Annotated in this window: 23 protein-coding genes; 4 read left to right on the top strand and 19 right to left on the bottom strand. The window is 60.7% G+C overall.

Annotated elements, in window-relative coordinates; translation table 11 throughout:
- Positions 1–113: 113 nt before the first annotated feature.
- The 5 genes from G0P99_RS24900 to G0P99_RS00785 all read right to left on the bottom strand — a co-directional run bounded on the left by G0P99_RS24900 (position 114) and on the right by G0P99_RS00785 (position 5,894).
- Entirely contained in the window at positions 114–236 is a 123-nt protein-coding gene (locus G0P99_RS24900) for a hypothetical protein (RefSeq protein WP_255455737.1), read from the bottom strand.
- A gap of 112 nt (positions 237–348) precedes the next feature.
- Complete coding sequence (recG, locus tag G0P99_RS00770) at positions 349–2,439, bottom strand: ATP-dependent DNA helicase RecG (RefSeq protein ID WP_164126782.1); 2,091 nt, start codon at positions 2,437–2,439, stop codon at positions 349–351.
- Positions 2,436–4,655 carry an NAD-dependent DNA ligase LigA gene (ligA, locus tag G0P99_RS00775; RefSeq protein WP_164126872.1) on the bottom strand — a complete coding sequence of 740 codons (2,220 nt, stop codon included), beginning with the start codon at positions 4,653–4,655 and terminating at the stop codon, positions 2,436–2,438. Before ligA ends, recG begins: the two co-directional genes overlap by 4 nt.
- A 147-nt stretch (positions 4,656–4,802) precedes the next feature.
- Positions 4,803–5,519, bottom strand: coding sequence for a response regulator transcription factor CtrA (gene ctrA / locus G0P99_RS00780; RefSeq protein ID WP_164126784.1), 717 nt, complete (start codon positions 5,517–5,519; stop codon positions 4,803–4,805).
- Positions 5,520–5,615: 96 nt separating this feature from the next.
- A complete protein-coding gene (locus tag G0P99_RS00785; protein ID WP_164126786.1) occupies positions 5,616–5,894 on the bottom strand; it encodes a DUF1153 domain-containing protein in 279 nt (92 codons plus the stop codon).
- Positions 5,895–6,024: 130 nt separating this feature from the next.
- On the opposite strand from G0P99_RS00785, the gene mnmA reads away from it, so the two are divergent.
- A complete protein-coding gene (mnmA, locus tag G0P99_RS00790) occupies positions 6,025–7,170 on the top strand; it encodes a tRNA 2-thiouridine(34) synthase MnmA (protein ID WP_164126788.1) in 1,146 nt (381 codons plus the stop codon).
- Positions 7,160–7,696: a GNAT family N-acetyltransferase gene (locus tag G0P99_RS00795; protein ID WP_164126790.1), complete on the top strand. Its 537-nt coding sequence runs from the start codon at positions 7,160–7,162 to the stop codon at positions 7,694–7,696. The genes mnmA and G0P99_RS00795 overlap by 11 nt, the downstream gene beginning before the upstream one ends.
- On the opposite strand, the gene G0P99_RS00800 is transcribed toward G0P99_RS00795, so the two are convergent.
- From G0P99_RS00800 to pyrH, 14 genes are all read right to left on the bottom strand, one after another.
- Positions 7,660–8,238, bottom strand: coding sequence for a hypothetical protein (locus G0P99_RS00800; protein WP_164126792.1), 579 nt, complete (start codon positions 8,236–8,238; stop codon positions 7,660–7,662). The genes G0P99_RS00795 and G0P99_RS00800 overlap by 37 nt on opposite strands.
- Positions 8,235–9,392 (bottom strand): lipid-A-disaccharide synthase, encoded by a 1,158-nt coding sequence (lpxB, locus tag G0P99_RS00805; RefSeq protein ID WP_164126794.1) that lies wholly within the window; start codon positions 9,390–9,392, stop codon positions 8,235–8,237. The genes G0P99_RS00800 and lpxB overlap by 4 nt, the downstream gene beginning before the upstream one ends.
- On the bottom strand, positions 9,392–10,186 hold the full coding sequence (locus tag G0P99_RS00810; protein WP_164126796.1) for an LpxI family protein: 795 nt from the start codon (positions 10,184–10,186) through the stop codon (positions 9,392–9,394). The genes lpxB and G0P99_RS00810 overlap by 1 nt, the downstream gene beginning before the upstream one ends.
- Before the next feature lie 3 nt (positions 10,187–10,189).
- Positions 10,190–10,975 carry an acyl-ACP--UDP-N-acetylglucosamine O-acyltransferase gene (lpxA, locus tag G0P99_RS00815; protein WP_164126798.1) on the bottom strand — a complete coding sequence of 262 codons (786 nt, stop codon included), beginning with the start codon at positions 10,973–10,975 and terminating at the stop codon, positions 10,190–10,192.
- Positions 10,972–11,445 carry a 3-hydroxyacyl-ACP dehydratase FabZ gene (gene fabZ, locus G0P99_RS00820; RefSeq protein ID WP_164126800.1) on the bottom strand — a complete coding sequence of 158 codons (474 nt, stop codon included), beginning with the start codon at positions 11,443–11,445 and terminating at the stop codon, positions 10,972–10,974. The genes lpxA and fabZ overlap by 4 nt, the downstream gene beginning before the upstream one ends.
- Positions 11,446–11,524: 79 nt before the next feature.
- Entirely contained in the window at positions 11,525–12,106 is a 582-nt protein-coding gene (locus G0P99_RS00825; RefSeq protein ID WP_164126802.1) for an OmpH family outer membrane protein, read from the bottom strand.
- Between the two features lie 6 nt (positions 12,107–12,112).
- Positions 12,113–14,419 (bottom strand): outer membrane protein assembly factor BamA, encoded by a 2,307-nt coding sequence (gene bamA, locus G0P99_RS00830; RefSeq protein ID WP_239059620.1) that lies wholly within the window; start codon positions 14,417–14,419, stop codon positions 12,113–12,115.
- Positions 14,420–14,607: 188 nt separating this feature from the next.
- Positions 14,608–14,733 (bottom strand): hypothetical protein, encoded by a 126-nt coding sequence (locus G0P99_RS24905; protein WP_255455738.1) that lies wholly within the window; start codon positions 14,731–14,733, stop codon positions 14,608–14,610.
- Between the two features lie 310 nt (positions 14,734–15,043).
- On the bottom strand, positions 15,044–16,396 hold the full coding sequence (gene rseP / locus G0P99_RS00835; RefSeq protein WP_164126806.1) for an RIP metalloprotease RseP: 1,353 nt from the start codon (positions 16,394–16,396) through the stop codon (positions 15,044–15,046).
- 5 nt (positions 16,397–16,401) lie between these two features.
- On the bottom strand, positions 16,402–17,589 hold the full coding sequence (dxr, locus tag G0P99_RS00840) for a 1-deoxy-D-xylulose-5-phosphate reductoisomerase (RefSeq protein WP_164126808.1): 1,188 nt from the start codon (positions 17,587–17,589) through the stop codon (positions 16,402–16,404).
- Positions 17,589–18,371 (bottom strand): phosphatidate cytidylyltransferase, encoded by a 783-nt coding sequence (locus G0P99_RS00845; RefSeq protein WP_164126810.1) that lies wholly within the window; start codon positions 18,369–18,371, stop codon positions 17,589–17,591. The genes dxr and G0P99_RS00845 overlap by 1 nt, the downstream gene beginning before the upstream one ends.
- Positions 18,368–19,102, bottom strand: coding sequence for an isoprenyl transferase (locus tag G0P99_RS00850; protein ID WP_164126812.1), 735 nt, complete (start codon positions 19,100–19,102; stop codon positions 18,368–18,370). Before G0P99_RS00850 ends, G0P99_RS00845 begins: the two co-directional genes overlap by 4 nt.
- An 8-nt stretch (positions 19,103–19,110) precedes the next feature.
- Complete coding sequence (frr, locus tag G0P99_RS00855) at positions 19,111–19,674, bottom strand: ribosome recycling factor (RefSeq protein WP_164126814.1); 564 nt, start codon at positions 19,672–19,674, stop codon at positions 19,111–19,113.
- A 173-nt stretch (positions 19,675–19,847) separates the two neighbouring features.
- Positions 19,848–20,588 carry a UMP kinase gene (gene pyrH, locus G0P99_RS00860; RefSeq protein WP_164126816.1) on the bottom strand — a complete coding sequence of 247 codons (741 nt, stop codon included), beginning with the start codon at positions 20,586–20,588 and terminating at the stop codon, positions 19,848–19,850.
- 93 nt (positions 20,589–20,681) lie between these two features.
- Between pyrH and miaA the strand changes: the two genes are divergently transcribed.
- Positions 20,682–21,584 (top strand): tRNA (adenosine(37)-N6)-dimethylallyltransferase MiaA, encoded by a 903-nt coding sequence (miaA, locus tag G0P99_RS00865; protein WP_239059621.1) that lies wholly within the window; start codon positions 20,682–20,684, stop codon positions 21,582–21,584.
- A gap of 40 nt (positions 21,585–21,624) precedes the next feature.
- The gene (locus G0P99_RS00870; RefSeq protein WP_164126820.1) at positions 21,625–22,425 is read left to right on the top strand and encodes a helix-turn-helix domain-containing protein; all 801 of its coding nucleotides are present in this window, start codon (positions 21,625–21,627) and stop codon (positions 22,423–22,425) included.
- Positions 22,426–22,440: the final 15 nt, after the last annotated feature.

Genomic DNA, 22,440 nt, shown 5'->3' on the forward strand with positions numbered 1-22,440 from the left:
GCGCCATGGGCCGAGGCGGGGCCCAAGGAAGGGTATCGGGATAGGCAGGTCACCCTTGCATCGAATGGGACAGGATGCGTACCGCGCCGGAACGAGATCGCAGGCAGAAACGGTTAAAGAACTCCGGGCAGGTGGAGAGCGACCATCAGCATGACCATCAGCGAGGCAGCACCAATTGCATCCTGCAACAACGTGCCCTGGGAACGGGACAGAACGTTCTTGATCTGGGTCACCATTGGCTTTCCTCCTCGCCATCAGTTAATCATTTGTTGACCCTTTGTTCTCATTTCTTCGCGAGTCGATCAAGAACTTTATGAGAACATTTGTGAACTTTTTGGGGATTTTCTTCTATCCAACTGAAATCAAACGGATTGCCTGATCCTGTTTCATCAGCCACAAAAGCAGTCGCGCGGCCTTGCCGCGCGCGCCGGCCAGATCGGGGTCAGCGGCAAGCAGCGCCCGCGCGTCGGACTGGGCAAGCGCCATCAAGGCGGACTGCCGTTCAAGATCGGCAATGCGGAATTTGGGCAGTCCCGATTGGGCCGTGCCGATAAGATCCCCCGCGCCCCGCATCTGCAAATCGGTTTCGGCTATGCGAAATCCGTCTTCTGTTTCGCGCAGAACTTCCAGCCTGCGCCGCCCGCCTTCGGTCAGCGGCGCCTGATACATCAATAGACAGGTAGAATCCGCATCACCCCGCCCGACACGCCCGCGCAACTGATGCAATTGTGCCAGTCCAAAAATCTCGGCTCGCTCGATCACCATGATCGTAGCATTGGGAACGTTCACTCCCACCTCGATTACCGTCGTGGCGACCAGAACCTTGGTCTTACCGGACTGAAAATCGGACATAGCCGCGTCCTTGTCCGCTGGCGGCATCTGTCCGTGGACCAGCCCCACGACCCCGTCACCCAAGATCGCACGCAAGCGCTTGAAACGTTCTTCGGCTGCGATCAGGTCGCTCACTTCGGATTCATCGACCAGCGGGCACACCCAATAACACTGCCGTCCCTCGGAAATCGCCTTTCTTAGATGGTCGATCACCTCGTCCAGCCTGTCGGTGCTGACAATCGCGGTCCGGATCGGTTTCCGGCCGGGCGGCTTTTCATCCAGCACCGACACATCCATATCGCCATATTGGGCAAGCGCCAGGCTGCGCGGGATCGGAGTAGCGGTCATCACCAGAACGTCCGCACCCACACCTTTTTCTGCCAGTTCCATACGCTGACGGACACCGAAGCGATGCTGTTCGTCGACGATAGCCAGACGCAGATCTTTGAACTCCACATCCGACTGGAACACCGCGTGGGTCCCGACCAGGATCTGAATATCGCCGCGCCTGAGCGCGTCCAGTTTCGCCTGGCGTTCACTCCCCTTGTCGCGTCCTGTCAACAGCTCAAGCACCACACCGGCCTCTTCGGCCAGAGGCTGCAACCCCTCAAGATGCTGGCGCGCCAGTATTTCGGTTGGCGCCATCATTACCCCCTGCCCGCCTGCCTCGACCGCGACCAGCAAGGCCATGAATGCGACCAGCGTCTTTCCCGACCCGACATCGCCCTGCAACAGCCGGTTCATTCTCTCAGGCCCCGCCATGTCGGCGGCGATTTCCTCGATCGCGCGGGCCTGGGCGTCGGTGGGCCGATACGGCAGGCTGCCCAGCACCTTGGACTGCAACTTGCCGGTACCAACGCTGGAAATACCGCGTGCCTTGCGTTCCCGGCGGCGGGCAAGCGCCAACGTCAGTTGATGCGCAAAGAGCTCATCATAGGCCAGACGGACGCGCGCCGGAGCGGTCGGCGCGACATCTTCCAACCCATGCGGCGCGTGCGCTGCGCGGATTGCGGTTTGCCAATCCGTCCAGTTTTCGCGGCTCGCCAGCGCGGGATCTATCCATTCCGGTAAATCCGGTATGCGCGCCAAAGTGCTCTGGGCCGCCTTGTAGGCCGTCTTTTGTGTCACCCCTTGTGTCAATGGATAGACCGGCTCGAACTCGGGTATCTCGTCTGCTTCGGACACCGGCAGGATATGGTCGGGATGCACCATGTTGGCCATTCCATCGAACAGTTCGACCTTGCCAGAGACGACGCGCCGGGCGCCCTCTGGCAGAACCTTTTTCAGGTACTCCCCCCGCGCATGGAAAAAGACCAGTTGGAAATCCGTTTGCTCATCCTCGACAAATATCCGGTAGGCCCCGCCACGTCCGCGCGGTGGCCGATGCGCGCCAACCGTTACTTCAACCGTCAACGTCGCCGGCAGTTCGGCCCCAGAAATCGTTGTCCGGCGGCGTCGGTCCACCACTGCATAGGGCAAAAGAAACAGCAGATCGCGCGGCGTTTCGACATCCAGATGCGCATAAAGCTGCGCCGTCTTGGGCCCCACGCCTTCGAGCGTTTCCAGTCCCGCAAAGAGCGGGAACAACTGTTCCGGTCGTCCGCTCATAGGTCCCCGATCAGACGCAGCCAGCCGTCTTCGTCCAGCGTCTCTATCCCCAAATCGGCGGCCTTCTTCGCCTTGGAACCGGCCCCCGGCCCCGCAACCAGGATATCTGTTTTTGCGCTGACCGATCCCGCGACCCTGGCCCCCAAAGCCTCGGCGCGCGCCTTGGCCTCGGCCCGTGTCATACGTTCTAAAGTGCCGGTGAAAACAACTGTCTTGCCAGCAACAGGGCTGTCGGAAAGGGGCGCATCTGGCGGGACAATCGTCAGCTTATCGGTCAGTCGATCGAAAGCCTTCCGTTCCTCATCGTTGGAAAACGCGTCTGACAGGGAAAGGCCGAGAGCAGACCCGATCCCGTCGATGCCGGTCAAGTCCGCCCAGGCCGCCGCAGCCTCCTCTGGCACGTTGCAGGCCTGGATGGCACTTGCACGCGTCTCCGCTATGCGGGCGCGGCGCCCTTCTGTGACGGCGGCAGCACGTTCGCGTTCTTCCGACGCATCGGCGGCGCGATGCGCCAATGCAGCCGGTCTTGCGATATCCAGTGCGGCCGCCATTGCCGGCCAGCTCCGATAGTGCTGCGCCAGATCCTTGGCCCCAACCTCACCAACATGCCGAATCCCCAAGGCGAAGATCAGCCGGGCCAATGGTATTGTCCGTTTCTCTTCAATGGCTTCGAACAGGTTGGATGCGGATTTCTCGCCCCAGCCGTCGCGGTTCTTGAGTTGCTGCAAACCCTCGCCATAACGTGCGCTCAGCTCAAAGATGTCCGAAGGTTCCTTGATCCAGCCATCAGTGTAAAACTGTTCAACCTGCTTGGCCCCCAACCCCTCGATGTCAAAAGCGGCCCGGCTGACAAAGTGTTTCAGTTTCTCAACGGCCTGGGCCGGACAGATGACGCCACCAGTACAGCGCCGAACAGCATCGCCATCTTCACGAACAGCGGGACTGCCGCAGTCAGGGCAAATCGTGGGAAAGCTGTAAGGAACTGCCACTTCGGGTCTTTTGGACAGATCGACATCGGCGATTTTCGGGATCACGTCGCCAGCCCGGTACACCTGGACCCAGTCACCGATGCGGATGTCTTTTCCATCCCGAATTGTCTGCCCGCGAGAATCCCGGCCAGCGATGTAATCTTCGTTGTGCAATGTGGCGTTGGATACGACAACTCCACCGACGGTTACCGGCGTCAGGCGGGCAACAGGGCTCAATGCGCCGGTCCTGCCGACCTGAATGTCGATCGCCTCGAGCCGTGTCCAGGCCAGTTCCGCCGGAAACTTATGCGCGATGGCCCAACGCGGCGTATTCGAGCGAAACCCAAGACGCGTCTGCAAACCGACGTCATCGACCTTGTAAACCACTCCGTCGATGTCATAGCCCAGGGTCGCGCGCTGTGCCTCGATGTCGCGATAGTGCGCAAGCAACTCGCCGGGGTCTCTGCAAAGCCTGGTCAGCGGGTTGGTCCGAAAGCCAAGGTGCCTCAGCCTCTCAATGGACGCCATTTGCGTAGCGGCGAGCGGTTCGGAGACTTCGCCCCACGAATAGGCGAAGAACTTCAAAGGGCGATCACGGGTGATCCTGGCATCCAGTTGCCGCAGCGATCCGGCCGCGGCATTTCGCGGATTAGCGAAGAGTTTTCCACCCTCTTGCTCCTGGCGGTCGTTGAGCGCGCCGAAGTCCGCGTGGCTCATATAGACCTCTCCCCGCACTTCAAGAACGGCGGGCGCACCGTTCAACCGGGTAGGAATATCGGCAATCGTCAGGGCATTGGCTGTAACGTTTTCCCCGGTTTCGCCGTCCCCCCTGGTCGCCGCCTGAACGAGCCCACCGTTTTTATAGCGCAGCGAAAGAGACAGCCCGTCGATTTTCGGTTCGGCAGTATAGGCAAGTGGAGCTTCGTCATCCAAGGCCAGGTATTTTCTGACAGAACGATCGAAATCGTAGACATCCTCGTCTTCGAAAGCATTGCCAAGCGACATCATGCGGACGGCATGCGCAACCTTTGCGAATTTTTCGCTGGGCCTCGCGCCAACCAGATCCGTCGGGCTGTCGGGGCGTTTGAGGTGCGGAAACCGGTCTTCGATAGCACTGTTCAGCCGCTTGAGAGAATCGTATTCGGCGTCAGATATGTCTGGCGCGTCCTTCGAGTGGTACGCCAGGTTCGCGCGCGCCAGAATTTCCGCCAGACGCGAAAGCTCTTTCGCAGCCTCTTCTTCGCTCATGTCCTGGATCGGCTGGTCTGCTGTCATGGCCTCGCCCTGTGCCCTTGGTCGTCACAACCAGTGATAGGGCGAGGCCATGGTCAGGTCCAGATACTGTCTGTGAGTGGTGAGGCCGCGCTGGACTCGCAGCCGTGTTCTTGGCGGGACCTATGCGTTGACCGCGATGCGCGAGGGCGGCATTTCATCAGATTTCGGATCGCGCAAAACGTACCCGCGCCCCCAGACTGTTTCGATATAATTCTTGCCGCCGGTTGCATTGCTGAGTTTTTTCCGCAGTTTGCAAATGAAGACATCGATGATTTTCAGTTCAGGCTCGTCCATTCCACCATAGAGATGGTTCAGGAACATCTCTTTGGTCAGCGTGGTCCCCTTTCGCAAGCTCAGCAGTTCCAACATCTGATATTCTTTGCCCGTCAGATGCACAGCCAGCCCGTCGGCCTCGACCGTCTTCGCGTCCAGGTTGACCGCAATACACCCTGTTCGGATAATCGACTGCGAATGCCCTTTTGACCTGCGCACGATCGCATGAATTCGTGCCACCAGTTCTTCGCGGTGAAAGGGTTTCGTCAGGTAATCGTCGGCACCAAACCCGAATCCCTTGATCTTGCTTTCGGTGTCATCGACCCCTGAAAGAATGAGGATCGGTGTCTCGATCCGGGCCAACCGCAGCTGCCGAAGCACCTCTAGGCCATTCATGTCGGGAAGGTTCAAGTCAAGAAGAATAAGATCGTAGTCATACAACTTGGCGAGGTCTATCCCCTCCTCACCGAGATCGGTCGCATAGACGTTCAGACTGGCATGCGTCAGCATCAATTCAATGCTTTTCGATGTCGCCGAATCATCTTCAACCAACAGTATGCGCATCTCTTTTCTCCGTCTTCAACTTGTTCAGATTTGAAACTAAACGTGCCGAACAAAAGTTAACTCGACGTTATCAATATTTTTTTATGCAACATCAACCTAAAGTTGTCGATACTTTTTTAGTGCCGTGGCCTTCAATCCGTCTTTTCCATGCTCGGCAAAGGCCGATACCCAGCCGTTGAACTCCTCATCACTCAACCCGTAGATCTTTTTCGCCTCGGACAGGGGAATCAACCCGTACAGCACCCCCCGAACCACCGCGATCTTTCTGGAGGCGACCCATCGCCGTGTCGTGGCCGGAGGAAGATCCGAACGCGTCATTCTTGTCCCATCCGGCAAAGTGACAGATCGGGGGCCTTCAACCTTTCGCAAGAACATCACCTATCCCTTCTTGTGTCCGGACAACTTTGGCGACAGCCTACTTAATGCAGGGTGAAACCGCCCCTTGAGAGTGTTTCGGATTTTCCTATATTCTGCCGGTCTTCCTTAACCTTCAGGAGCTGCCCAAATGGCGCTGGATACTGAAACGCCACTCAACTCGCTTGGCTTTGCCAAACCGCCCTCGGAAACGCGGGTGGTCGTGGCCATGTCGGGGGGTGTCGACAGTTCCGTCGTGGCCGCCTATCTGTCCGATCAGGGCTATGACGTGGTGGGCGTCACCTTACAGCTCTACGATCACGGCGCAGCCCTGGCCAAGAAAGGCGCCTGTTGCGCCGGCATCGACATTCACGATGCCCGCCGCGTCGCCGAAGAGCGCGGCTTTCCGCATTACGTGCTGGATTACGAGAACATCTTCAAGGACGCGGTGATCGACGAGTTCGCCGATAGCTACCTGGCCGGTGCCACCCCAGTCCCCTGCATCCGCTGCAACGAACGGGTGAAGTTCAAGGATCTGCTGGAAACCGCCCGCGATCTCGAGGCCGACTGCATGGCCACCGGCCATTACATCCAGCGCAAGATGGGCCCGAACGGGCCCGAGCTGCATTGTGCCGAGGATGCCAACCGCGACCAGTCCTATTTCCTGTTCTCGACCACGCCGGAACAGCTCGACTATCTGCGTTTTCCGCTGGGCCATCTGCCGTCAAAGGACGCGACCCGCGAAATGGCGGCACAGTACGGCTTGGCCGTGGCCGACAAGCCCGACAGTCAGGACATCTGTTTCGTGCCCAACGGTAATTACGCCAGCGTGATCGAGAAACTGCGCCCCGGCGCCGCCGAACCGGGCGAGATCGTGCATGCCGACGGTCGGGTGCTGGGCAGCCACGAGGGCGTCATCCACTTCACGATCGGCCAGCGCCGCGGTCTGGGCATCGGCGGCCTTAGTGATCCGCTTTATGTGGTGCGTCTGGACGTGGACAAGAAACAAGTTGTCGTCGGACCCAAGGAGATGCTGGCCACCCGCACCATCCCGGTTCGCGAAATCAACTGGCTGGGTGATGAAGCATTCACCTCGCGCCCCGAATGGCATCTGTCGGTCAAGGTCCGCTCGACCCGCCCCCCGCGCGAGGCGATCGTACGCCCGATCAGTGAGACCGAGGCCGAGGTAGACCTTCTGACCCCTGAGGAAGGTGTGTCACCCGGACAGGCCTGTGTGTTCTACGAAAACGATGGCAGCCGCATCTTCGGCGGCGGCTGGATCTGGCGTGGGTATTGAGGCGCTTTATACTCCGCGCCTGTCCCTCTGCCCGATGCAGGCGGAACATGCCCCTGCCCTGCATGCCTTCTTTTGTGATCCGCTGGCGATGCGATTCTTTGGCGAGACCCATACCGAACTGGCGCAGACCGAGCGCTGGGTCGCCGGGACGCTGGCCGAATCTTCTGAGCGGTGCCGCGAATATGTGTTGATTCAGGACGGTGTGGCGATCGGCAAGGCGGGACTGTGGGCGGCACCCGAACTTGGCTTCTTTCTGCGCCGCGACCGCTGGGGCCAGGGGCTGATGCGCGAGGCTCTGACTGCCTTGCTGCCACATCTTTTCGACACCATGCCGCTCGATCATATCCTCGCCGATGTCGATCCGCGCAATGCGGCCTCGCTGAGGCTGTTGCACCGGCTTGGATTTGTGGAGACCCATCGCACCAGCCGGACGATCCAGATCGCGGGGGAATGGACGGACAGCGTCTATCTCAGGCTCTCCCGCCCGGATCAGACCAAATCGGTACCGCTGTTGGACAACACATAAAGACCCGCGCCCAGCATGACCCAAGGCGCGAGAGCCTCAAGCCGCGCGGCCCAACGCCCCAGCCCCCGGCGTAGGCCACCTGCGGCCAAACCGCCCATGCCAAGGATCAGCGCGGCAAAGGCAGCTCCCGCCAGCCCGGCCCAACGAAAAGCCGGAGCCGAGTCCGCCAAGAGCGGCGCCAACACCGAGAAACTGTCAAACGACAGGCTCAAAAACAATAGCGCGGTGGCCACGAGGCCGCGTCGTGCCGGAACCGGTTGTTCCGAGCCCCCCTGCCCGCGCAATTGCGCGGCGATGCCGCGCAGGCCCAGAGCCAACGGCACCAGCCCCAGGAAACCGATCCAGTCGAGCGGAAGGCCGCCCGCCCCCAGCGCAACGGCATGCGCTGCCGCCAAAACGACCGCCTGCGCCAGCAGATAGCCGCCCACGGCGGCACGCGATCCCGTGGCCACCACGAGCGCCAGCAGCAGCGCCAGATTGTCCAGATTAGTCAGGATCTGCGCCAGTGCCGCCGAGGCGGCAAAGCCAAGAAGCGCGCTCACCCCTGCAACCGGTCCAATACAGCCTGCGCCGCGCGCAGGCCGGGCGGCGGGCCGCCCCGGCCAAGACGCTCCATCGTCAGGCGCATCGCCGCATCCTGCGCGGCTGGGTCGGCATGGACCGCCGCCAGCCGTGCGGCAATGTTCTCGGGCGTGCAGGCAGGGCCCAGACATTCCGGCACCACCCGCGTCTCGCTGACCAGATTGACGAGCGTTACCGTGTCGACGGTCACCATCCGCTCGGCGATCTTCTGGGTCAGCCAGTTCACCTTGTAGGCGATCACCATGGGCGTGCCCGCCGCTGCCAGTTCCAGCGACACGGTGCCCGAGGCCGCCAGTGCCAGATCGGCGGCGGCAAAGGCCGCGCGCTTGCGCGTGGCGGCGTGAGCAGGCGCCAGCCCGCGTGGATCGACCAGCACCGGTGCGCCGGGCCAATCGGCCACGTGCTGCGCCACCTTATCGGCGACATGCGGCACCACCGGAACCAGCACCCGCATCTCTGGATGATCCGGCAGGAACTGTCGGAGCGCCGCGCCAAAGACTGGCGCCAGCCGCTCCACCTCGCCCCGTCGCGATCCGGGCAGCGCCAAGAGCAACGGCGCCGTGCCAAGTCCGAGTTCGTCTCGAAGCGCGGCAATCTCCTCGCCGGTGGCCTCGGGCTCTCCCACAACCGGGTGGCCGACGAAATCGCATTCCATCCCGGCCCGCTCCATATAGGGCGGCTCGAAAGGCAAGAGCGCCAGCACGTGGTCGATCACCTTGGCCATCTTATCGGCACGCCCGGGCCGCCAGGCCCAGACGCTGGGCGCCACGTAATGCACGGTGCGGATATCGCTCGCCTCCTTGACCAGCCGCGCCACACGCAGGCTGAAATCGGGGCTGTCGATGGTGATCAGGACATCCGGCCGCATCGCCAGAACGGCCTGTGCGGTCTCTTCGATCCGGCGTTTCAGGTGAAAGTACTTCGGCAGCACCTCCACAAGTCCCATGATGCTGAGTTCGGCCATCGGAAACCGGCTGCACAAACCCTGCGCTTCCATCGCAGGGCCACCAACGCCCTCGAACACCACGTCTGGGCGCAATGTCCGGAGCCCGTCCATCAGGGCACCCCCCAACCGGTCGCCCGAAGGTTCGCCAGCCAGGATGAAGACACGCATCAGGAGCTACGCTCCCGCACCATCAGGAACAGACCCAGCCGGTCACACTCGGCAATAACCCGAGGCTGGTCCAGCACGATGACACCCGCCGCTTCGATCACGATCCCGGACAGCCCGGCGGCCACGGCCGCCGTCACGGTGCCAATTCCGATCGTAGGCAGATCGACCCGCCAGTCTTGCCCCGGTTTCGGTGCCTTGAACAGAACGCCACCGCCCGCGTCGGGGCGTTGGGTCAGGCTTTGCAGCATCCAGTCGGTGCCATAGACGGTTTCAATGGCCAATGCCTGCCGCTGATAGACAACGCAGGCCTGCCCGACATCGACCGGCGCAAGGGCCTCCATGATGCCAGCGGCGCGCACGGCATCCTCCAGATCGGCTGCCGAGGGGTGCACGGTGGTGGCGCACCCCGGCTTGGGCAGCAGCGCAGGCGCGATCTCATGCGCTGCGCGCACCGTAAGGCCCGCGTGCTCCAGCACCCCGATCACCGCGCGCAAGGCGCCATCGTCGCCCGCCATCATCGCTTTTTGAAACACTGGGATCGAAGGCAGGGTTGCCTCGTCGATCTTGGACTGGTCGATTTGCGGGCGGCGGATGCTTCCCGCCAGACAGACCTCGTCAATCCCCCGCTGTTTCAACTCGGAAATCAGCGAGCCCATCGTTTCCAATCTGAAGGACAGATCCACGGCCAGATCGTCCGGCTCGAACCCTTCAAGTGCGCAGACCAATGGTGGTTCATCCAGTGCCACAGAAATTGCACCTGGCAAGGCCCCCTGCCCGCAAAGCAACGCGATCATGGCTCAGACTCCGGGCGTCAGAAAGGAACGGTCGCTATGGGCCCGCACAAACTCGACGATCTCCTGCACATGGGCGCTTTCGGCGCTTTCGGCCAGACGCTCGATCCGCTCCAGAAAGGTGCCTTGCCCCTCGGCCAGTTCCTTGAAAGCGGCCCGCAAGGCCGAGATTTCGGTGCGCGGTAATCCTGCACGCTTGAGCCCCACAAGGTTGAGCCCAGCGAGAACCCCGCTGTCAGAGTTGACCAGGCCATAGGGGATGACATCATGCGTGACCTTGGCGAGGCCACCGATGATCGCGCCCCGGCCGATGCGCACCCATTGATGCACCCCGGCCAGGCCGCCAACGATCACGTCGTCTTCCAGCACCACATGACCGGCGATGGCGACACTGTTCACCACAATGACCCTGTCACCGACCTGGGCATCATGCGCGACGTGACAACCGGCCATGAACAACCCATCATTTCCAATCCGCGTCACCCCACCGCCGCCAGACGTACCGGTATTGATGGTGACATGTTCCCGGATCCGGTTGCGTGCTCCGATCTCCAACCGCGTATCCTCACCCCCGAACTTCTTGTCCTGGGGGATTTCGCCCACGACGGCGAAGTTGAAGATCACGGTATCCTCGCCCACCGAGGTATTGCCGGTGACCACCACGTGGCTTTTCAGTTCAACCCGATCGCCCAGAACGACATTGGGACCGACCACACAGAACGGGCCGACCACGCAGTCCTGACCGATCTTCGCCCCCTCTTCGATGACAGCGCTGGGGTGAATGCGGCTCATTTACTCTTCTCTCCGGTAAGGTCGACATAGGCCGAAAACTCGGCTTCTGCCGCGACTTCACCGTCGACCGTCGCAACACCTTTGAACTTGAAGATCTTGCCGCCCATCTTGCCGCGCAACGTCTCGACGTGCATTTTCATGACATCGCCTGGCACCACCTTGCGGCGGAACTTGCAGTTATCAATGTTCATGAAATAGATCAGCAATTCGCTGTCGATAATATCCATGCCGACACCCAGCATCACGCCGGCTGTCTGCGCCATCGCTTCAACGATGGTCACACCGGGCATGATTGGCGTTCCCGGGAAATGGCCCTGGAAATGCGGTTCGTTCATGGTGACGTTCTTGATGCCCACGGACGAAGAGTAGCCGTTGATCTCGATAACCTTGTCCACCAGAAGAAACGGGTAGCGATGCGGCAGAATCCGCTGGATCAACTGGATGTCGGCACTCTTGGTTTCGGTGGTCATGCGGTGCAGGTCCTGTATTCGTATGCGTTCATCAGGAATTAACAATACTGACAGACAACAGCAAGCAAAGCCGAAGCGATCAGTTGTTGCCGTCCTTGCGCAACGCGCTGCCGTCGCCAATCGCTTCGTCGATCCGGCTGATCGCCAGGGCCGTGACATCGGTTGAATCAAGGCTGAAGAACACCGTCGACCGATCCAGAATGACGCTGGCACCAGTATCCCGCATCAACGCGCCCAGGATGGGGCGGGTCAGTTCCACAAAGGCCGCGCGCGCGGCGTCTCCACGCCGGGCCAGTGTCTCGCGCTTGGCTTCCTGATTCTCCCGATGAGATTGAACCTTTCGGTCAAAGGCTTCGGCCAGAACACGGAACGCATCCGGTTCCATCTTGGCGCGCCTTTCTGTCAGGTCCAGTTCCTCGCGGCTGAGTTCGGCGATGATACGCTCGTTCTCTGCCGCCAAAAGCGCGCCTTCGGCCTCGATCTCGTCGATCACCCGCCGTCCATAAGCCGATTTGGCAAACAGAATCTCGCCCGAGATCGTCAGCACTTCGTGCCGCGGCAATCCCAACTGCTGAGCCGACGCAGAGCCGGTAGCCGCGAGTGTCAAGGCGAATGCGACCGCCAGACCAAGCCGCCCCCGCCCTGAGCTTTTACGTGACATCGGCGATCAGAACCGTGCCTGAATTGTCAGGTCGAAACTCTGTTCCTTGTCAAAGGTCTCTTTCTTGAGCGCCTTGGAGAAGTTGAACCGAAGCGGTCCGAAGGCCGTCGTCCAAAGCAGCGAGAAACCGATCACATGCCGGAAAGACCCGTCCGCGCCCACTATGGTACCGCCAGCCGTGTTCACATCGCTCAGGTCCCAGACGTTGCCGACGTCATAGAACAAACCGCCGCGCAGGCCCAATTCCTCGGGAAGGCCCAAGGGGAACTCTGCTTCGAACCGCGCCACAGCGTAATAGTTACCGCCAAGCGCGTCGTTCACCCCGTTGGACAGGTCGCGCGGCCCCACACCCGCCGGTTCGAAGCCGCGGAACGTATTCGGCCCGATGACAAAGCGGTCAATCGCCCGGCTAAATCCGCTACCCTGCCAGCTGAAGGCACCGACATCCACCGAGGCGCGCAACGTGATTTCCTCGTGCCAGACCCGTGTCTGGGCGATGGCGCGCGCGTTGGTCTTGAAATACTCGTTGTCGCCGCCAAGACCAGCCGCATCGACACCGACCTCGAACAGGACCCCGGCATTCGGGTTAAGCCCACCGATCCGGCTGTCATAGGTATAGGTCAGTCCCATTGAACTGGTCGTCAGGCGCCCTTGGGCGATTTCGCTGGCGATGACATTGCCACTGACAGATGTGGCGCTCCGCTTGATCATCTCGCTGGCATCCCAGCGATATCTGAGTTGCAGACTGGACAACTCGCCCAGACGGAAGGTCAGCCCGGGGGCAAAGAAGCGCCGATCCGTGTCGTAGCTGGCAAAACTCGAATTGGTCGCCGAAATTCCCAGATCGATATCGAACTTCAGATCGCGGCCCAGCAACTGCGGTTCGGTGAAGGACAGGATGTACTGTTCGGCATCCTGCGCGGTCGACAGGGTCAAGCCCAGACGCTGGCCCCGGCCAAGGAAGTTGCTCTCGCTAAGCCCGATGGCAACGCCGAAACCGTCGGACACCGAGTAGCTACCGCCAAAACTCAGCGAGCCGGTCGGTTGTTCCTCGACATCCACATCGACAATGACCTGGCTCGGCGTCGAGCCTTCGCGGGTTTCCACGTTTGCATCCGCAAAGAAACCCAATGCCCGGATGCGTTCAGCGCTTTCGCGGATTTCTCGCGGATTGAACGGATCACCTTCGACCGTGCGGAATTGACGACGGATCACCCGGTCCAAGGTGGTGGTATTGCCTTCGATGTCGATCCGCTCGACGAAGATACGGGGCCCTTTCACCAGCGCGAACTCGATATCCAGCGTCAGATCCCGGTCGTTTCGCTTGATCCGCGGTTCAACCCGCAGAAAATCGACGCCCTTCTTGAGTCCAAGGCGCTCTTGCCGGGCGATCGAGTTCTCCACCAGGCTCGGGGAATAGACCACGCCCGGCTTGACTTTGAGCGCGGCCTGGAACTCGGCGGCGTCTACACCCGGGATTTCGCTGACCGTGGTGATGTTGCCAAAGGAAAACTGCTGGCCTTCGGTTACATCCATAACCAGATAGAAGGCATCCCTTTCCCGGGTGAATTCGACATTGGCGCTGTTTACACGGAAATCGACATACCCGCGCGACAGATAGAAATCGCGCAGGACCTGCTTGTCGAACTCGATCCGGTCGGCAATAAACGTATCGGACCGAATGAAAGTCCGGAGAAGACCCGCCTGCTTGGTCTCGAGAATGCGGCGAAGGCGCCGGTCTGAAAACGCCCGGTTGCCAACGAAGCTGACGCGCTCGACCTCGATGGTATCGCCTTCGGCAATCTCGAAAACCAGGTCGACCCGATTGTCGCTGCGGCGGATGATCCGCGGCACGACCGTTGCCGCCACACGGCCCTGAGTCGAATAAATCTCGGCAATTGTCGCCGCGTCGCGTTCCGCCTGTTCGGCGGTAAAGACGCGCCGAGATTCCGACGTGATAGCCCCCTGGAGGGTTTCGTCCTTGACGCGTTTGTTACCTTCAAAGTTGATCTTGTTGATCGTCGGGAACTCGGTGACCTTGATCACCAGGGTGTTGCCACGCGGAATCATCTCGACTGTCTCGAAGACGCCACTGTCAAGCACGCGCTGATAGGCATCGTTGAGTTGTCCGGCGCTGACTTCCTTGCCCCGCTCGATTCCGGTTCGCGCCACGATTGTCGAGCTTTCGATGCGCTGGTTTCCCTCAACCTGAACCGACGTAAAGGTATAGGATTGTGCGAACGCTGCTTGCGGCAAGCTGACCAAACTCGTTGCCGTCACCAGAAAAATCGCCGAGACAGAATTCATCAACATATGGCTGCCAGAAATTCGACCGCCACAGTATCTACCTGTGCCACTCCTGTTGTTCATCTTTATTATCAACCCAGATTTTCAGCAGACTTTGGTCAGTCAGTACCGGGATTGAGCCGGGTTGTCAAAAGCCCAAAAACGAAAGACGCGGCTCAAGAGCCGCGTCTTGCCTTGGAACTGGAGGACAAAGGTCAGAAGCTGCCCAGAAACGCGCCCAGAAACAGAGCCGCTGCGATTGCTCCGACAAATAGAATGCGATCCCAGTTCAACTGCATGAGCAGACCCAGACCGCGATAGGAATGATTCAACATCTGCATGGCAAAGCTCCCGCTTTCTTCATTTCCGTGGCAGATTAGCCGCCGAATATGGCAAGACTTTGGCGCATTTCACATTCAGCGAGACTTGCTCGGCTTTGCGCATAACCGGCCGGGTGGAACCTGCAAAACGTACAAGTTCATCGAGATTTCACGCTTTCTTGGCCTTTGGTGTGCGTGCCACGTCCTCGCGTCGCTAAAACTTTCATCGACTGACCATGATTAGGTTGAGACATGGCACCAAACGGCCACCCGGCGTTTGCCGCACGGCCCCTGAAACGAATTGTCTGTTTCTATCGAGCCGTTGGCGCCGTCAGCAGAAAAGATCATTGCTGAGCGAGAACAGCATCAACGACAGGATCAGGGTAATGCCGATCGCCATCAGGACCCGCAACACATTGTCGCTGGGGGGTTTGCCCGCCACCGCCTCGTAAGCGTAAAACATCAGGTGTCCGCCATCCAGCGCCGGTATCGGGAACAGATTCAGCAAGCCAACGGCCGTGGACAGCACGGCGATGAAGGCAATGAAGCTCTGTGCGCCCTGGCTGGCGACAGCCCCCGAGGCCTGCGCGATCCCGATTGGCCCCGAGATATTGCAGGTCGATATCTGACCGGCGATCATATGCCAAAGGCCGGACAGCGAGGACTGCACGATGTTGTAGGTGCCCTCGACCCCAGCCGCTAGAGCAGCGCCCACACTAGGTGTTGTTGTTGCCGGCTCGAACGCCTGCCCGCTGGCAACGCCGATCCGCCAGTTGGTCTCGTACCCTCCCTCGGGCTTCGGCGTGTCGGTTCGGCGCGGCACAAGCAACAATTGCAACGTCTCGCCGTCCCGCCAAACATCCAGAACCAAAGGTTTTCCGCCCGACCCCTCGACGGTATCCTTCAACTGACGAAATGCAACAATCGGTGTCCCATCAATGGCTGCGATCACATCGTCGGGGCGCAGCCCCGCATCCTGTGCCGCGCTGCGTGGGATCACCGAACCAACCACCGCAGGATAGAAATGCGGGCCTGCCACCACCACCTCGGCGCCGTCACGGGCAACTTTATAGTCCAGCGGGCTTTCCAGTGGCAGAAGCGTTTCAAACCTGTCCCACCCGGAAGACTCGTTTCCTTCGGGCGGAATATGCCCGGCAACCGACACGATCCTGTCACCCGGCCGCAATCCGCTTTCGATTCCTGGGTAGTTCTGCGTTTCGCCTACAGTCAGCGGTTCGACGGGAACACCGCGTGCCAGAAAGATCGCAGAGAAAACCAGAATCGACATAACAAAGTTGAACACCGGACCGGCTGCGACGGTCGCGGCGCGCGCCCAGAGCGGCGCGCCATGCATGGTGCGACGCAGATCCTGGGGGTTTCGCCGATAGATATCGGCCATGGAGTCGCCATCCTTGCCGGATGCCGCGTTGGCATCCCCCATGAACTTGACATAGCCACCGAAAGGAAGCGCCGCGATCTGCCAGCGGGTTCCACGCCGGTCGACCCGACTCCACAAGACAGGCCCGAACCCGATGGAAAACACCTCGGCATGGATGCCCGACCAGCGTCCGACTATGTAGTGGCCATATTCGTGCACTGCAACGATCACGGACAGTGCCGCGACAAACGCGGCAATCGTGTACAGCAGCCCACCAAATTGCGGAATCAAGCCCAGAATATCCAAAGTCCCTACCCTGCTCGTTGTGCCATGGCCGCGTCCACCCTCTGACGGGCCAGATGGTCTGTTTGTGTCACAGTATCAAGGGTCATTGGGGCGTCAATAAGACCCGGGTCGGACTCAAACCGGTCCAACACCGCCTCGACCAACCGCGCCATGTCGAGAAATCCGATATGCCCCGCGATGAAATGATCCAGCGCACGTTCCTTTGCGGCGTTGAATACGGCACCCGACAACCCGCCTCGCGCCATCACCCGGCGCGCCAGTCGCAGGGCCGGATAGCGGGCATCGTCAGGGGCGCGAAAGTTAAGCTGCCCCAGCGCCGCAAGGTCAAGCCGCGCCACCGGCAGTTCTCGCCGTTCCGGCCAATGCAGCGCATAGCCGATCGCGTGCCGCATGTCGGGCGCACCCAGATGAGCCATCAGCGCGCCATCGCGGAACCCGACCAACGCATGGACCATGGATTCAGGGTGCACAATGACCTCGATCCTGCCAGGGTCTATTCCAAAAAACTCTCTTGTTTCTATAACTTCCAGCGCCTTATTGAACATAGAGGCACTGTCGATGGTGATCCGCTGGCCCATGTCCCAATTGGGATGCCTCGCAGCCTGCTCTGCGGTGGCGCTGGCCAACCGCTCCAGCGGCCAGTCGCGGAACGCCCCACCAGAGGCGGTGATGACGATCCGTTCGACGGCCTCCATATCCTCACCCACCAGCGCCTGGAACACCGCCGAATGCTCGCTGTCCACCGGCAGCAGCCGGGCACCATGCTGTCGCGCGGTTTCCAGCACCAGCGGCCCGGCGCAAACCAGCGTTTCCTTGTTGGCCAGCGCCAAGGTGGCGCCCTGCTTGAGCGCCGCCAGCCCCGGCGCCAGCCCCGCCGCTCCGACAATGGCCGACATCACCCAATCCGTCGGGCGCGCGGCAGCTTCAACCAGCGCCGCGGACCCCGCTGCCGCCTCGACCCCGCTGCCCGCAAGCGCGGCGCGCAGATCATGCAGCTTTTCGGGAAAGGCGGTCACCGCAACATCGGCGCGCAGCCTCCGCGCATCCTCTGCCAACTGCGCTATATTGGCGCCGCCGCTCAACGCCACCACGTCATAGGCATCCGGATCACGCGCGATCAGGTCGATCGTGTTCTGCCCGATGGACCCAGTGGCCCCGAAAATCGAGACCCTGCGCGGAGTTGCAGCGGTCATCAGGCCCCCCAAAGCGCGCGCAGCAGTCCGACAAGCAACACAAAGACCGCAGCCCCCATCATCCCGTCGAACCGGTCGAGAAAACCGCCATGGCCCGGGATCAGGTTGGAACTGTCCTTGACCCCCATCCTGCGTTTTAGCGCGCTTTCGGCGAAATCACCCGCCTGGCTCGCCATCGAGGCCAGCACCGACAGGATCAGCAAACCAGCACCCAGCCCAGCGAAAAAGGCGAATCCACCCCCAACCAACGCCGCTGCGACCCAGCCACCCGCGGTGCCCGACCAGGTCTTTTTCGGGCTGACACGCGGCCAGAATTTCGGTCCACCAATCAGCTTGCCCACGAAATAGCCAGCCATGTCAGTGGCCACCACCACGAGGATCAGCCACAGCATCCAGTCGAGGCCCTTGACCTCGCGAATCCATATGAAGCCCAGACCAGCAAAAGCGATCCAAAGCGCGAAAACAGCGTAGAGTCCTTTGTACCGCCCTGCCTGTCCGGCCCCCACCAAAGCCGGGGCTACCAGTACTGGTAAGCTGTAGAGCGGCGGCAGGTGATAGGCGAGCAGGACCGCAAAGCCCGTGAGCAGCGCCATCTGTATGGCCGGCCCGCTCCGCTCGGGCGCGATCATCCGCATCAGTTCCCAAACCATCAGCCCGGTGACGATGGCGATGAAGCTTTCGAACCACAGTCCGCCCAGCCAAAGCTCGATCCCGGCCAATCCCGCCAGCACCACGGCCGAGCCTACGCGGGCTGTCAGGTCGGACCAGCGCCCCTCGCTCATGCCTTGACCGCGCCGAACCTACGGTCGCGACTCCCATAGCTTTGGCACAGCCGGGCCAGTTCGTCGGCGGTGAAATCAGGCCACAGCGTGTCGATGAATTCGTATTCGGAATAGGCCGACTGCCAGAGGAGGAAATTCGAGATCCGCGCCTCGCCGCTGGTGCGGATCACAAGGTCAGGGTCCGGCAGCACCCGTGTATCGAGGTAGCGCGGCAGCGTTTCCTCATCCACTTCCTCGGGTTTCAACCGGCCCTCGGCCACGTCGCGGGCCAGACGGCGGGTGGCGCGGGCCACCTCGTCGCGGCCGCCATAGTTGAGCGCGATTGTCAGATGTACGCCCTCGTTCTCACGCGTCTGCTCTTCGAGCGTGTCCATCAGCGCGATCAGTTTGGTATCCAGCCGCACCCGGTCGCCGATGAAGCGCACCCGGACCCCGCGCGCATGCAGCGCCCGGGTCTCCTTGGCGATATAGCGACGGAAGAGGCTCATCAGACCGGCCACCTCGACCTGGGTCCGTTTCCAGTTCTCGGTCGAAAAGGCAAATATCGTCAGATACTTGATGCCCAGACTTGGACAGGCCTCAACCACTTCACGCACGCGCTTGGCGCCGGCATGATGCCCGAACAAACGCGGCCGACCGCGGGCCTGTGCCCAGCGGCCGTTACCATCCATGATAATGGCGACGTGTCGTGGACCAGAGGATTCGGTTCCGGATTGCTGGTCACTAGGCATGAAAGCAATCAAACCTGCATGATTTCTGCTTGCTTGTGCTCAAGCGCTGCGTCCACCCCTTTGATCATTTTGTCTGTCAGTTCCTGAACCTCGGCTTCCCAGAACTTCTGGTCATCCTCGGACATGCCGTCGGCCTTGGCTTTCTTGATTTGGTCCATGCCATCCCGGCGCACGTTGCGGATGGAAACCCGGGCATGTTCGGCATATTGGCCCGCGACCTTGGTCAACTCGCGGCGGCGCTCTTCGTTCAGTTCCGGGATCGGAAGCATGATGATCGTGCCGTTGAGCTGCGGGTTGATGCCCAGACCGGACTCGCGAATGGCCTTTTCGACCTTCCCGACCATCGACTTGTCCCAGACGTTGATGGTGACCATCCGCGGCTCGGGAACGTTGATCGTGCCGACTTGGTTGATCGGAGTCATCTGGCCGTAAGCTTCGACCTGGATCGGCTCCAGCATCGAGCCGGACGCACGCCCGGTCCGAAGCGAGGCGAACTCGGTCTTCAGGTTTTGCATCGCGCCTTCCATACGGCGCTTGAGATCATCGGTGTCCAGCTCGAAATCGTCAGACATGCTGCTCACTCCTCTGTTTGAGGTCCTGTTTATTGGGTCTTACGCCATCCCCGGCAAGATGTATAGCGATCAAGAAATGGAAAGGCTGTCGAAACACCCCGAAGGCTCCGACGGCTCCGATCGTTCGGAACACGTGCCATTACGTTTCCAGCTCTGGGTCCTTTGCGTGCCAGTTATCCCTGCACCTTGGTATAGGTTCCCCGCCCGGCAAGGATACCCCGGAACCCGCCAGGTTCATCCAGAGAAAAGACGATAATCGGCAGATTGTTATCACGCGCCAGTGCAATCGCGCTCGCATCCATGACACCAAGACGTTTGGCCAGTACGTCATCATAGCTGACAGTATCGTAGCGCTTGGCGTCTGCGAACTTGACCGGATCCTTGTCATAGACACCATCAACCTTCGTGCCCTTGAAGATGGCCTGACATCCCATTTCATTGGCCCGCAGCGTGGCTGCAGTATCGGTCGTGAAGTAAGGGTTTCCGGTTCCGGCCGCAAAGATACAGACGCGCTTTTTCTCCAGGTGTCGCACCGCGCGGCGACGGATGTAGGGCTCGCATACCTGGTCCATCGGAATCGCCGAGATGACCCGGGTAAAGACCGACAGGCTTTCCAGCGCGGCCTGCATTGCCAGAGCGTTCATTACCGTCGCGAGCATCCCCATATAGTCGGCCGTGGTCCGCTCCATGCCTTGCGCGGCGCCGCTCAGGCCGCGGAAGATATTGCCGCCGCCGATGACCATGCAAATCTCGACGCCAAGATCGTGAACGGACTTAACTTCCTGAGCGATACGCTGAACCGTGGGTGGGTGAAGTCCAAACCCCTGGTCCCCCATCAAGGCCTCACCGGAGATCTTCAGCATCACGCGCTGGTACTTGGTATCCGAGATTTCCGATTTTGGGGACAGGGTCATGTTGCGCTCCGCTCTGGCACAGGTCTATTTTTCCGGCGCAAAATGACGGAAAAACACAGAGGGTTCAATGCAGGTAGCGGCAGGAAACACAGAATGATCGACAAAGGCCGCGTATCGACCATGAAACTGATCGACCAATTGCCCGAGATTCCGGACGGCATGCCGATATTGCTTGCCGGACCGACCGCATCGGGAAAGTCCGAATTGGCAATGGAAATCGCGGAGCGTTTTGGCGGGGTGATCGTAAACGCCGATGCCAGCCAGGTATATGATTGCTGGCGGGTGATCAGCGCACGGCCTTCCGAAGAGGACGAACGGCGGGTGCGTCACCGCCTCTATGGCTACGTATCTTGTGAAACCCCCTATTCAACCGGCCATTGGATGCGGGATGCGACGGCAATGCTCGGCGGCGCGGAACGGCCTATCATCGTCGGCGGCACCGGGCTCTATTTTTCCGCTCTGACCGAAGGCATGGCCAAAATACCCGAGACCCCGCCCGAGATACGGGCCGAGGCGGATAAGCTTCCCATGGAAACGCTCTTGGCCGGGGTCGACCCGGTTACAGCCGCGGGCCTCGACCTGATGAACCGGGCACGGGTGCAGCGGGCCTGGGAGGTTCAGCGCGCATCGGGTCGGGCCCTGCACCAGTGGCAGGCCGAGACGCCGCCCCCCGCGCTTGAATTGCGAGATTGTGTGCCCCTCGTGCTCGAGGTCGACAAGTTTTGGCTGTGGGATAGAATCGCGCGACGCTTCGACCAGATGCTGGAACAAGGCGCCCTGGACGAGGTGACAGCGATCATGGATCGCTACACACCCTCGTTGCCCGCCTACAAGGCAATCGGCGTCCCGGAACTTGTCGCGTATCTGCGTGGTGAAATATCCCTGGATACAGCACGCGAAAAGGCTACCGTGGCGACCCGACAATATGCCAAGCGCCAGCGCACCTGGTTCCGCGCACGAATGAAGGACTGGACCCACCTGACCGTACCGGTCTGAATTCCCGGCACCAGCCACAACATGTTTGGATAGGCCCGTCATGGCGTTTGCCCCTGCCCCTACGAACCAGACCCATCTCCAAACCCTGGCGCAACTGGCGGCGCGCGGGACATGGCAGGTCAACCTCCCTCATGATCGGGCTCATCATCTCTTGATATGGATCACTCGCGGTCAAGGAACTTGTGTTCTGGGGGGGGCGCGCGAGGGGTTTGGAGCGCACAATGCGCTGTTTCTTCCCGCCCGGCATCTCTTCATGCTCGAACTCGGCAGGGGCTGTTTGGGACAGGCGCTGTCCATACCGATCGGAGCCGTGGCTCTTTTGCCGGAAAAGCCGGAGCATCTGAGAATACGAGACACATCTAGCCAAGCGGAGCTTACCGGTCTGCTGGACGCGATCGGGCAAGAGCAACTGGCCGACCGGCCCTATGCGAACCAAGCCGTGAACGCCATTGCCAGTCTGGTCGGCATCTGGCTGCTGCGGAAATCCGTAGCTTCGGCTCCGACCGGCTCCGTGACCCCTGCCCGCCGTCTCGTCTGCAAATACTCAGAACGCTTGGTCACCAGTTTTGACAGCGGTGAGGGTGTCTCGATGCATGCCGCCGCCCTTGGAGTCACGCCTGAACACCTGACCCGAACCTGCAAGGCGTCAACTGGCAGAACGGCCTCCGATCTTTTGTGGGGACGTATCGAGCATGCGGCGCGCGGCCTGATCTGCGGCACAAAACGGCCGATTGGCGACATAGCGCGCGATCTTGGATTTTCCAGCATCCAGTCATTCTCCCGCTTCGTCCGACAACAAACCGGACAATCCCCCCGCGATCTGCGTCGCACGGCAAAATGACGAAATGGACACTTC

The sequence above is a fragment of the Ruegeria sp. PrR005 genome, from assembly GCF_010500245.1.
GTDB classification, from domain to species: Bacteria; Pseudomonadota; Alphaproteobacteria; order Rhodobacterales; family Rhodobacteraceae; genus Ruegeria_B; species Ruegeria_B marisflavi.